At 45.8% G+C, this 12447-nt stretch carries 11 protein-coding genes; 10 read left to right on the forward strand and 1 reads right to left on the reverse strand.

Going from position 1 to position 12447, the window contains the following annotated elements:
- Window positions 1-322: 322 nt before the first annotated feature.
- From J6U00_RS01285 to J6U00_RS01305, 5 genes are all read left to right on the forward strand, one after another.
- Window positions 323-766: a DUF2975 domain-containing protein gene (locus tag J6U00_RS01285; RefSeq protein ID WP_296577819.1), complete on the forward strand. Its 444-nt coding sequence runs from the start codon at window positions 323-325 to the stop codon at window positions 764-766.
- Window positions 767-777: 11 nt separating this feature from the next.
- Window positions 778-999, forward strand: coding sequence for a helix-turn-helix transcriptional regulator (locus tag J6U00_RS01290; RefSeq protein ID WP_296577821.1), 222 nt, complete (start codon window positions 778-780; stop codon window positions 997-999).
- Between the two features lie 209 nt (window positions 1000-1208).
- On the forward strand, window positions 1209-1979 hold the full coding sequence (locus tag J6U00_RS01295; RefSeq protein WP_296577824.1) for a hypothetical protein: 771 nt from the start codon (window positions 1209-1211) through the stop codon (window positions 1977-1979).
- Window positions 1980-2112: 133 nt separating this feature from the next.
- Entirely contained in the window at window positions 2113-2742 is a 630-nt protein-coding gene (locus J6U00_RS01300; RefSeq protein ID WP_296577826.1) for a hypothetical protein, read from the forward strand.
- A gap of 18 nt (window positions 2743-2760) precedes the next feature.
- On the forward strand, window positions 2761-3459 hold the full coding sequence (locus J6U00_RS01305; RefSeq protein WP_296577828.1) for a PepSY domain-containing protein: 699 nt from the start codon (window positions 2761-2763) through the stop codon (window positions 3457-3459).
- 60 nt (window positions 3460-3519) lie between these two features.
- Here the strand turns inward: J6U00_RS01305 and J6U00_RS01310 are convergent, their stop codons facing one another.
- Entirely contained in the window at window positions 3520-3750 is a 231-nt protein-coding gene (locus J6U00_RS01310) for an HPr family phosphocarrier protein (RefSeq protein ID WP_296577831.1), read from the reverse strand.
- Window positions 3751-4012: 262 nt separating this feature from the next.
- Here J6U00_RS01310 and mtaB point away from each other — a divergent pair, with 262 nt between their 5' ends.
- From mtaB to J6U00_RS01335, 5 genes are all read left to right on the forward strand, one after another.
- Window positions 4013-5323 (forward strand): tRNA (N(6)-L-threonylcarbamoyladenosine(37)-C(2))-methylthiotransferase MtaB, encoded by a 1311-nt coding sequence (gene mtaB / locus J6U00_RS01315; RefSeq protein ID WP_296577833.1) that lies wholly within the window; start codon window positions 4013-4015, stop codon window positions 5321-5323.
- Between the two features lie 167 nt (window positions 5324-5490).
- Window positions 5491-9195, forward strand: coding sequence for a phosphoribosylformylglycinamidine synthase (locus J6U00_RS01320; protein ID WP_296577835.1), 3705 nt, complete (start codon window positions 5491-5493; stop codon window positions 9193-9195).
- A gap of 499 nt (window positions 9196-9694) precedes the next feature.
- Entirely contained in the window at window positions 9695-11149 is a 1455-nt protein-coding gene (gene glgA, locus J6U00_RS01325) for a glycogen synthase GlgA (RefSeq protein WP_296577837.1), read from the forward strand.
- 193 nt (window positions 11150-11342) lie between these two features.
- Window positions 11343-12008 carry an HAD family phosphatase gene (locus tag J6U00_RS01330; protein WP_296577840.1) on the forward strand — a complete coding sequence of 222 codons (666 nt, stop codon included), beginning with the start codon at window positions 11343-11345 and terminating at the stop codon, window positions 12006-12008.
- Window positions 12005-12247 carry a hypothetical protein gene (locus J6U00_RS01335; protein WP_296577842.1) on the forward strand — a complete coding sequence of 81 codons (243 nt, stop codon included), beginning with the start codon at window positions 12005-12007 and terminating at the stop codon, window positions 12245-12247. Before J6U00_RS01330 ends, J6U00_RS01335 begins: the two co-directional genes overlap by 4 nt.
- Window positions 12248-12447 lie beyond the last annotated feature (200 nt).

The following is a 12447-nucleotide window of genomic DNA, read 5'->3' on the forward strand; positions in this document are numbered from 1 at the left end:
AAAAATTATGGAAATCACAAAACTGACATCAAAGAAAAAAATATCAGCAGGATATCAGTCGTCGGGGTAATAGCCTACATTATATATTACATTTATACCTATTTACCCGATGCAAAGGCAGGCTAGATCGACAGCTGGAATAAGACCAAAGAAGCTTGGCCGGATAAGAGCGATTGGCAGGTGATACTCTACGTATTGTCAGCTTTTGTATGTTACCAGCCCTTATCATCACAGTTGTGGCATCCCTGCAGCTGATGTTCCGTATGAGCGGTATTGCAGAAAGAATCTGATGAGATGCTGTAAGAAAAAAGGAGAGTTTAAAATGGAAAAAAATATATTAATAATCAAAAGAAGCAGCCTTGTAATATCGATATTGGCTCTTCTCGGTGCGGCTTTCTGTGTGATAGGAGGCGTCAGCACTGGAAAAATCATCGTTATGGAAATGCAGAATTATATGTACGCAATGAAATTCGGTTATTATATCTATGCCGCAGTCCTTGTTGCGGCAGCGCTGATATTTTTCAGAATATTCCGGAGCGGTAGACCTTTTACCCGTGGCAATGAATGGGCAGTAAGAGGAATCGCTGGACTTTTCGCAGTGGATTTTATGGTTCAGGCACTGCTCAAAGCAAAAGATATCGGCTTCCTTAAGGGTATGTTATTAGCAGGGAATGAGTCAGTATTTTTTGTTGCATTTTTTTTGGTGATAGCGGAGATACTGCGCTATGGCAAGCTTCTCCAGGTAGAGTCTGACGAAACACTGTGAGGTGAGAGTGTATGTCGATAATACTCAGACTTGACCGCGTTATGGCTGACAGAAAGATAAGCCTTAACGAACTCAGCGACCGTGTGGGAGTGAGCAACGTCAACCTTTCAAAGCTAAAGACCGGCAAGGTCAGTGCAATTCGCTTTTCTACGCTTAATGCTATCTGCAAAGCCCTCGGTTGTCAGCCGGGAGACATTCTTGAATTCATAGACGACAACAGCGTTCAGGTGTAAGAGCTGTTGCCATGAATATTAATAAATCATTTTAAAGAAGGGACTGCCAGGCGGCGGCCCCTTTTTACGCTATGAAGCGCTTTTCACTCTGTCAAGCGGTAATTCCGACAAAAAATATGACAAAAATTTGTAAGAAACGATAATTGATACTTAACTGTGAATATGATATAATTCACTTGTGAATATTCTTTGAACCGGGGGGCGGAACGATGAGAGCAGGAATAATTGACAGCAAGAGAAGGGCTAAATACTGGGAAAAAAATCTCGGCAAAAGCTTTGAATGCATGATCGTTTCCGATGCCAGCGGACTTCCGGAATGTGATATAATCATAGTTTCAGAGGCTTATTGCAGCGGATCTATAGCCACTGTAATCGAGAATATCCGCGCTTCAGGAAAGCACTGCAATACTCCTGCTGCGGCTGTCACTTCAGAGGTGAGCTGCGAAAACCAGGAGATACTCATGGCTCTCGGCTTTGACGATGTGATAAGGCTGCCGATATGTAGTCAGCTCATGTTGAGAAGAGCGAAAGCCCTTGCTACGGTGGTGCCGAATAACGATATCCACAGGTCTATTACAATAGACAGCCTTCTTAAGCTGAAGGACGGAGAATCAGGTGCATACTGCGTCCGCTCCGTGGATTTTACGAATATATTCCGTTTCGTGCTCAGAGTTCTTGAGCGAACACAGAAGGATACACAGATGCTCGTGTTCAGCCTGAGCGCTCACAAGAAAAGCTCGTCTGAAAAAAGGGAGCAGGTAATGAATATACTTTCAGAGGAGGTGCGGAAGTGCCTCAGAAGGGGAGATATCTCCTCAGTATGCAGCGAGGACAGGATACTTGCGTTGCTGATAGGAGCTGACGATGAAGGCGGACGCCTTGTGGCTGAGCGCGTTGTGAACAGCTTTTACAGTGAGTGTGACGACGATGAGTTCAAGCTGACTTATGACGTTAGAGAAGTACGTGCTTTAGGGCATTGAACATTATTTCCTCAGATAACAGCAGATCCTGAGAGCCTTTTGTGTTCTCGGGATTTTTGCTGTTTTGTAACTTGATATTTTTCGTAAGTTGCAGTATAATGTAGTTACATGAGCTGTGTCAGGAGGTAAGTATATGAACAGAATGAATATTTTTGCTGCATTGCCGGCAGCTGCACTGCTTGCTGTCACCTTGCTTGGCGGATGCAGCAAACATAACGGGAGCTACAGTGAAAAACCGATAAAAGAGACAGTCACCACTACAGAGGGGATAGTAGTCTGGACTACAACCGCCAACTCTGGAACTATAACTACGGCAAAATCCGGAACAACTACAAAAAAGACTATAGAAGTTTCCGCATCGTCAAAGAAGAATACGACTTCAAGAGCAACAACGGCCAAAAAGAACAAAACAACAACTTCCGAAGAGACTGCGAAAACAACAACTACCACTACCGTTTTCGACAGTGGCGATGGTTCCTACGTTGAGTATCACTTCCGGAGTCAAAAACAGCTTGCCGACCATTTCGAGAAGCATGGAGCTGAATTTGAAGCCGATTTTGATTATAAGACCGCTGCCGATTACGAAAAGGGAGCCAGCGACGTCATAAACAATTCCAAAGCCCTTCACAAGACCGAAGCCGAGGACGGCGACAGCGTATACTATATCGAAGTTACCAATGAGTTCGTTATATTGTCAACGGATGGATATATAAGGACTTATTTCCGACCGAACGGCGGCAAGAGATACTATGACAGGCAATGATACGGCGGAGGTAATGATATGAATAAACGAGCTGTAGCTACGGCTTTGACAGCTGCCGCAGTGCTTCTGACCTGCGGCTGTGCAAATAATAAAAAGAGCAACAAAAAGAAGACTGTTCCTGAAAGACCGACAGAGTGGTCGGTGGAGCAGCGCTCTGTTGAGGAGGTAACACCTCTCAAGGGTGAGGATATGGCGTTTGTAAAGCGCGACGAAGACGACGATAGTATTGTTAGGATAATACAGGGAGTTCTCGGAGCCTCTCCCGTGACGAATGAGCAGGAGGCTCTTGACCTTATTGCTTCATATTCGCAGGAAATGGGTTTTGGTGATGTTTACAGTGAATTGAAGTTCGCTGGAACTATCGAATACGGTGATATAACAGATTACAGGTTTGAGCAGTATTACGATGGGTTGCAGGTCACAGGCAGCTTTATTGAGCTTACCGTGGACGAGAGTTACCGCAGCCTGCCTGTTGTGATAAACAGCACCTACACAGATATGTGGGGCTTTAGCACAAAGCCGAGAGTAAGCGCCGAGGCGGCTCTGAAATGCGCATCTGATAAATACAAGGTTACAAAGGGAACAATTCCCAAGCTCACGATATATACCGGCCCCACTCTCGTGTGGATAGTACCTGTTTCAAACAGCAAGATAAGTGACGTATATATCGACGCAAGCAACGGGAATACCATTCATGAGGATATGAAAGTATCCTGAACGATAAAAATAAAAGGGATACATTCCTTGCGGAACATATCCCTTTTGTTATGATTTAATTTACTTCACAATGAAACGGTCGATCTCCTTGAGGAATTTATCAGCATCATCTGTGTGTGCATCAAGCTCTATGGGCTTGGAGAGGTCGAGGCTGAAAATACCCATGATAGACTTTGCGTCTACCGCATATCTGCCGGAAACGAGGTCGATATCGAAGTCATACTTCATAACGATATTGACGAAATCCTTTACGTCATTGATTGCCTGAAGATTAACAGTTGTTTTAGTCATAACTTTACCTCCTGTTTTCAGATGTCTGTTTGTTTTTTCTTGTTTATTTCTTTTTTTGCGGTTTCCCTGACCGCACATATATAATAGCACGTATAATTCGCTGTGTCAATGGATTTGTCAAATTTTCGTCAAATTCGTATAATTGATTGAAATGGTAAAGGACTTTTTTATTCATAGCGATAGTGCATAAAAAAGTAAATTGAAAATTGTGCATATTTCATATAGCGTTATATGTATTATCTAATAAAATAAAGGGTGTTTTATGTATAAGATATGTTTTGTGACCTTTGGCTGCAAGGTCAATTACTATGAGACCGAGTGCATGAAATCAATGTTCCGGGAGGCAGGCTTTGAGGTAACTGACAAGGCTATCTCTGCGGATATAGTCGTTATCAATTCATGTACCGTCACTGCTTCGGGAGACAGCCGCACGCTGACGGCTCTGAGAAAGCTGCGTTCAGCCTTGCCTGAGGCTGTTATAGCACTAACCGGTTGCTATCCTCAAGCTAACCGCGAGGAGGCTGAAAAGCTCGGAGAGGCGGATATCATAGTGGGAACCAAGGAACGTTCCGCTATAGTCAGGTTGGTGACGGAATGTCTCTCGGAGCGCAGGCGCATAGTCGATATAAGGGAGTTCAGCTCCGACGACAAGTTCGAGCCACTAAAATGTGCGCAGTTTGACAGCAATACTCGTGCATTCGTGAAGATACAGGACGGCTGCAACCAGTTCTGCTCATACTGCATGATACCATTTGCAAGGGGACGCTGCCGCTCGAAGCCCCTCTCGTTGCTCTATGAGGAGGCAAGAGCAATAGCTGCGGGGGGAGTGAAGGAGATAGTCCTCTCCGGTATAAATCTTGCGTTTTACGGTAGTGAATGGGAAAGAGATCTTTCCGACGCCGTGGAGATGTGTGCACACACCAAGGGGATAGAGCGTGTCCGCCTCGGCTCTCTTGAGCCGGAGCTCATGTCAGGAGAACTGCTCAGGAGGCTGAGAGCGTTGCCAGAGTTCTGTCCACAGTTCCACCTGTCGCTGCAAAGCGGCTGTGAAAAGACCCTCAAGGCTATGAACAGAAATTATACTGCCGCAGAGTACCTTGCCCTTACAGAGCATATAAGAGGTATATTCCCAGAATGTTCCTTCACTACGGACGTAATGGTGGGCTTCCCTCAGGAGACCGACGAGGACCATAGGGAGTCCGTAGATTTTGTTAAGAAGATAGGCTTTTCAAGAGTGCACGTATTTAGGTATTCGCGGAGAAACGGCACCAAAGCGGCTCAGATGACAGGACAGGTGCCGGAAAATATCAAGTCTGAACGCTGGCAGGAAATGACAGCTGCCGCAGATATGGACCGAGAGCGTTACCTCAAGTATATGGTGGGGAAAACTGTGAAGGTGCTCTTCGAGCGTGAAAATTCTACAGAATTTCATCACGGATATGCACCTGATTATACATTAGTAAAGATTTCAAGGAAAAATCCCGAAAAAAGTTTGCGTAATCAGATAAGAAGTGTTATAATAGAAGGGTATGGTCAAGACTGTTGCTTCGGCAGCACAGTCGCTGACAACTAAATGCATACTCATAATGTATAATGCTTTTTAATGCGTAATTCGTAATTATTGGGTCGTCTTACGGCGGCAGATCTAAAAAATTTTGGTTCTTATTATTATCAGTGAAGCAGATACATTAATTACGCTATGCATTATGAACTATGAATTGTTTGAAAGGAGACTGAATTATGTCCGTATTCAGAATTTACGTTGAAAAGAAGCCTGAATTCGCAGTAGAGGCTCAATCTGTTCTCAGCGATATAAAAACTGCTCTCAGACTGAATATCTCAGGTGTTCGCATTCTCAACAGGTACGACGCTGACAAACTTAGCGAGGAGGATTTCAAGGCTGCGGTGAATACCGTATTCTCTGAGCCTGCCGTTGATGTGGTTTACGACGAGCTCCCACAGGTGAGTGAAACAGACAGAGTGTTTGCCGTGGAGTACCTCCCCGGACAGTTCGACCAGAGAGCTGACAGTTGCGAGCAGTGTATACAGATACTCCGTCAGGGAGAGCGCTGCCGCGTTAGAAATGCCCGTATCTACATAATCTCCGGTATTATCACCGACGCAGACTTCGCAAGGCTCAAGTCGTATATCATCAATCCTGTCGAGAGCCGTGAGGCTTCGCTGGAGACGGTAAAGACGCTCGATACAAATTACGATATCCCCACAACTGTTGAGGAGCTAGAGGGCTTTATCAACCTCAATGCCTTTGGACTTCACGCATTCGTTGACAAGTTCGGTCTTGCAATGGACTACGATGATATCAAGTTCTGTCAGGACTATTTCCGCAACGAGGAGAAGCGCAACCCTACTATCACGGAGATACGTATGATAGATACCTACTGGTCTGATCACTGTCGTCATACCACCTTCCTTACTAATGTAGAAAACGTAAAGATAGATACTCCCTATATAAAGGACACTTACGATATGTATGTGGACATCCGCAAGGAGTTGGGCAGAACGGACAAGCCCATGACCCTTATGGATCTTGCTACACTTGCTGCAAGGAAGCTCAAGGCTGACGGAAAGCTTCCAGACCTCGACGAGAGCGAGGAGATAAATGCTTGTTCAGTAAAGATAAAGGTGGAAATCGATGGACAGCAGGAGGACTGGATCCTCATGTTCAAGAATGAGACACACAACCACCCTACAGAGATAGAGCCTTTCGGCGGTGCGGCTACCTGCCTCGGCGGAGCTATAAGAGACCCACTCTCGGGACGTTCATACGTATATCAGGCTATGCGTGTTACAGGTGCGGCTAATCCGCTTGTTCCAGTTGAGGATACTATTGCAGGCAAGCTCCCACAGAGAAAGATAACCCTTGGAGCTGCAAACGGCTACAGTTCCTACGGAAACCAGATAGGTCTTGCAACAGGTCATGTTGCAGAGGTTTACCACCCAGGATACGTTGCGAAGCGAATGGAGATAGGCGCAGTTCTTGGAGCTGCTCCTGCTGAGAATATCCGCAGGGAACGCCCTGAGGCAGGAGATATCGTTATACTCCTGGGCGGCAAAACAGGACGTGATGGCTGCGGCGGAGCTACAGGCTCCTCAAAGTCACATACACTTGAATCCCTCGAACACTGCGGTGCAGAAGTACAGAAGGGAAATCCTCCCGAGGAGAGAAAGCTCCAGAGACTGTTCCGCAATCCCGAGGTAACAAAGATGATAAAGCGCTGCAACGACTTCGGCGCAGGCGGCGTATCAGTTGCTATCGGTGAGCTCACGGACGGACTTGTTATCAATCTCAATGCAGTACCAAAGAAGTATGACGGTCTTGACGGCACGGAGATAGCTATATCAGAATCTCAGGAGAGAATGGCTGTAGTGATCGCTCCGGAGGACAAGGACAGATTTATGGAGGAGGCTTCAAAGGAGAACCTTGAGGCTACCCTCGTTGCGGATGTTGTTGATGAGCCGAGACTTAAAATGGTGTGGAACGGTAATACTATCGTTGACTTATCACGCGAGTTCCTCAATTCCAACGGTGCTCCCAAGTATACAGACATAGAGGTTGAGGCTCCTGTCCTGATTGACGAGGACAGTGTGGCTGACAGTCAAGATTCATGGGCGCAGCTTATGTCAAACCTCAATGTTTGCTCACAGAAGGGGCTTATCGAGAAGTTCGACTCAACTATCGGCGCAGGAACTGTACTCATGCCCTTCGGCGGCGTGTATCAGATGTCTCCCTCACAGGCTATGGCAGCTAAGATACCAGTGCTCACAGGGGAGACCAACACCTGCTCTCTCATGGGCTGGGGTTACAACCCAGATATATCGGAAAAGTCACCTTATCACGGTGCAATGCTGGCAGTTATTGAGTCTATCGCAAAGGTAGTCGCAGCAGGCGGTTCATATAAGAAGTGCTGGCTCACCTTCCAGGAGTACTTCGAGAGGACGCAGAATGACCCCAAGCGCTGGGGTAAGCCTATGGCAGCACTTCTCGGCGCTTTCAGGGCTCAGCTGGAGCTGGGCTGTGGAGCAATCGGCGGCAAGGACTCAATGTCCGGTACTTTCGAGAAAATAGATGTTCCCCCTACTCTTGTTTCCTTCGCAGTTTCCACTTCAACTGCCGACAAGGTAGTGTCCACTGAGTTCAAGGGCGCAGGAAATACGGTAATATCTATAGTTCCAGAGTATGATGCAAACGGACTTCCCCAATTTGACAGCATAAAGGCTTGTTTTGATAAGGTGGAGCAGATAATAGCGGCTGACCGCGCAAACGCTGTATGGACAAACGGTTACGGCGGCTTTGCTGAGGGTATTGCTAAAATGTGCTTTGGTAACAAGATAGGCTTCGAGTTTACCTCACGCCTCAGCGGAAACGAGCTCTTTAAACCTCACTATGGAGCCTTTATCATAGAGCTCAGAGGTGACGCAAAGAGCGGCGAGAATATTATCGGAAAGACTATCTCCGACTATAAGATACTCTGCATGGACTATACTGTAAGTCTCGACAATCTACAGAGAATATGGGAAGGCAAGCTGGAACCTGTATTCCCTTGCAGGATAAAGACCACGGACGCAACTCCACAGACCTATTCGTCACCTAACAGGATACAGCTTGCAGCTTCCACAAAGATAGCGAAGCCGAGAGTTCTTATTCCTGTATTCCCTGGCACCAACTGCGAGTACGACACAGCAAGAGCCTTCGAGAAGGCAGGTGCAAAGCCTGAGGTAGTGGTTATCCGCAACCTCTCCGCGGGGGATATTGAGGAAAGCGTAAGGTACTTTGAGAACGCTGTAAGACGTTCCGAGATAATCATGATCCCTGGCGGTTTCAGTGGCGGCGACGAGCCCGAGGGAAGCGGAAAGTTCATCACGGCATTCTTCCGCAATCCTAAGATCAAGGATGCGGTTCACGACCTTCTGAGGAATCGTGACGGACTTATGCTTGGTATCTGCAATGGCTTCCAGGCTCTTATTAAGCTGGGACTTGTTCCCTACGGCGAGATAATCGACATGGCGGATGATGCTCCCACACTTACCTTCAATACCATAAACCGCCACCAGTCAATGATGGTAAATACACGTATTGCTTCCAACAAGAGCCCGTGGCTCTACGGCTGCGAGGTGGGAGATATCCATACAGTTGCCATATCCCATGGTGAAGGACGCTTTGTAGCTCCGGCAAGTCTCATACAGCAGCTTGCAAACAACGGACAGATAGCGACTCAGTACGTTGACCTTGACGGAAATCCCACGATGGATATCCGCTACAATCCCAATACATCTATTGAGGCTATCGAGGGAATTACCTCTCCCGACGGTCGTGTATTCGGCAAAATGGGACACTCCGAGCGTAAGGGCAGCTATATCTGCAAGAACGTTCAGGGTGAAAAGGACCAGAAGATATTTGAGAGCGGCGTTAAATACTTTAGTTAAGTGCAAAAGGGACGGATTTTCCGTCCCTTTTTCAGTAAGAAGATTAGTAGGGGCTAGTGTCCTCGACAGCTCATGTATGCCTGTCAATGTAATTATGCCGAAACCATGAGTAGGAAATGATGTTCATGTCGTTTACCGAAATGGACCGAGGCTTTATTCAACGGAAAACTATTCAATATTGAAAAAATTTTTGAAATTCGGCTTAATATATAAATTACCGCATATACTACTGTTGGATTTAGCCAATAAACATTAGGTAATTTGTAATGGTTAATTTATTATTATGTGCCGTAAGCGTTGTACGATTAATGATTTTGATAATATTAAGTAATATTAAGCGAGTTTACTAGCGAAACATGGCAAGCGGTCGAGCTGGCTCAGCTCACTCTGATTATGCATTGTTCATACTTTTGTATTGACTAATCGTTAAAAATAGTATATAATATAAATAAGGTTACTGGTGGGGGCTGTAACAAATTTTTGGATAAGGAGATATGCTATGAATAATATACTTTTTGCCGCATCAGAGTGCGTTCCGTTTATAAAGACAGGCGGTTTGGCAGACGTAGTCGGAGCTCTTCCGCAGTATATTGACAAGAAACACTACGACGTAAGAGTAATAATGCCTTATTATACCTGTATACCAGACAAGTACAGGAATGAATTCAAGTATGTCCACCATTTCTATATGGACTACGGCATGAGGAGCGAAGGCGTTCATGTCGGCATAATGGAGTATGAGTATAATGGGATAAGGTTCTATTTCGTGGACAACGAGTATTATTTTAAGTGTGATACTCCTTATTCTCCCGATCTGAGGTGGGATATAGAGCGATTCACCTTCTTCTGCAAGGCAGTGCTGGCTATACTTCCCGTCATAGGCTTCCGTCCTGATATTATACACTGCCACGACTGGCAGGCGTCACTGATACCTGTTTTTCTGCACTCCACATTTGCCACGAATCCGTTTTTCAGTGCAACAAAAACTATAATGACTGTCCATAACCTGAAATTTCAGGGCGTGTGGGATATAGATACCTTCAAGTTCAATACTGCTTTGCCAGACTATATGTTTACTTCGGACAAGCTGGAGTTCCACAAGGATGCGAATATGCTTAAGGGCGGTCTTGTCTATGCGGACTATATAACCACGGTCTCTGAGACCTATTCCGAGGAGATAAAGTATCCTTTCTACGGCGAGCAGCTTGACGGTCTTCTCCGTGCCCGCTCGGCTTCACTGAGGGGCATACTCAATGGTATAGACTACAAAGTATTTGACCCTGCAAATGACGAAAAGATATTCGAAAAGTTTGACGCAAAGAGTTTCAAGACCAAGAAGGCTGAGAACAAGCTGAAATTACAGGAGCAGCTCGGTCTGCCTGCTGACAAGAACAAGTACATGACAGCTATAATATCCCGTCTTACCGACCAGAAGGGACTTGACCTCGTAAACTACGCTATGGAACGTATCTGCGACGAGAATACTCAGTTCGTCATCATCGGTACTGGGGATCCGAGGTATGAGAATATGTTCAGGCACTATCAGTGGAAGTATCCAGAAAGAGTTTCTGCCAATATCCTCTACGACGACGAACTCGCCCATAAGGTATATGCAGCGGCTGATACTATCCTTATGCCCTCTCTGTTCGAGCCCTGCGGACTTACACAGCTCATAGCCTTGAGATACGGAACTCTGCCTATAGTACGCGAGACAGGTGGTCTTAAGGACACAGTGCAGCCTTATAACGAGTTTGACGGCACAGGAAACGGCTTCTCCTTTGCGAACTTCAACGGCGACGAGATGCTTGCAGTTATTAATTACTCAAAGCATGTATTCTTCAACCACCGCAAGCAGTGGGATAAAATGGTGCAGAGAGCAATGGGACAGGACTTCTCGTGGAACAGTTCTGCCCGTCAGTATGAGGGGATGTACAACTGGATGATAAACTGGTAATGATTCAGTAATATAACGGAGTGAGGGCGGAATCATTCCGCCCTTCCTACTTGAGTGTATTGAGTAGAGAGAAGTTTTTGGGGAACGCTGCCATTGGTGTTTCGTGCATTACCATGCAAATAACAAAGCACTATGCATTAATAACTATTAATTGTAAACTCTCCACTCTCAACTAAAGAAAAAGGACGATGTAATGAATAATCTCAAAGGTGCAATTTTCGATATGGACGGTCTTATGATAGACACCGAAAAGCTCTATCTGAAATTTTGGATACTGGCAGCAAAGGACTACGGCTACGATATGAAGCCGGAACACGTCTATGCTATCCGAAGCATGGCGAGAAAGTATTCCATACCCAAGCTAAAGAGCTTTCTTGGCGAGGACTGTCCGACGGAGGAAATACGCGCTCACAGAACGGAGCTTATGAGTGAGTACATAAAGGAAAACGGTATAGAGGTCAAGAAGGGCCTTTTCACACTGCTAGACTATCTGCGTAGCCACGGTATAAAAATGGCTGTGGCAACGGCTACTCCCAGTGATAGGACCGAGGAGTACCTGCACACTATCGGAGCATACAATTATTTCTCGGCTATGGTCTGCGGAGACATGATAACCAACGGCAAGCCTGACCCGGATATATACCTCACGGCTGCAAGGGAGTTGGGACTTCCTCCGCAGGTGTGCGCGGCTTTTGAGGACTCTCCAAACGGAATAACCGCAGCCCATGCCGCAGGCTGTCACGCTATAATGATACCGGATATGACCCAGCCTGACGCGGAGCTTGAGCCGAAGCTGTCAGCGGTCTATGAGAGTCTTGACATGGCAGTGGAATACTTTGAAAGGAGCTCTGTACAATGAGCGTTTCGGAAATATTTGAGATACCAAAGTACTATTATTTTGAGAGCGGCAACGACTTTTCGGGCAGCAAGGAGGATTTCTCCTATAAGATATCCAACGGTGAGAAACTGAAATGCATGACATGGCACGGCAGACTGTGTTCCATGAAGGCAGAGATAGAGCATGAGGCTGAGTTCGACAATACTCCAGAGGGCTTTGCTAATATGATAAAATGGCTGGAGGAGCGGTATAAATCGTAATTTAGCAAAGCAAAAAATACGTTTTTAGTGAGTAGAAAGTTGAGAGTATTTGTTAGTGCCTTTTTTATTCGTAATGTGTAATTAGGAAGTGCCAATATATTCTCAATACACTACCATCTTCTCTCTCTAAATAGACGTTGACAAAAACGGACAGTGGGGATATAATTATATTGAGTAAATGTAAATGCTCATTGAATAAT

The sequence above is a fragment of the Ruminococcus sp. genome (genome assembly GCF_017650195.1).
Lineage (GTDB): Bacteria > Bacillota > Clostridia > Oscillospirales > Ruminococcaceae > Ruminococcus.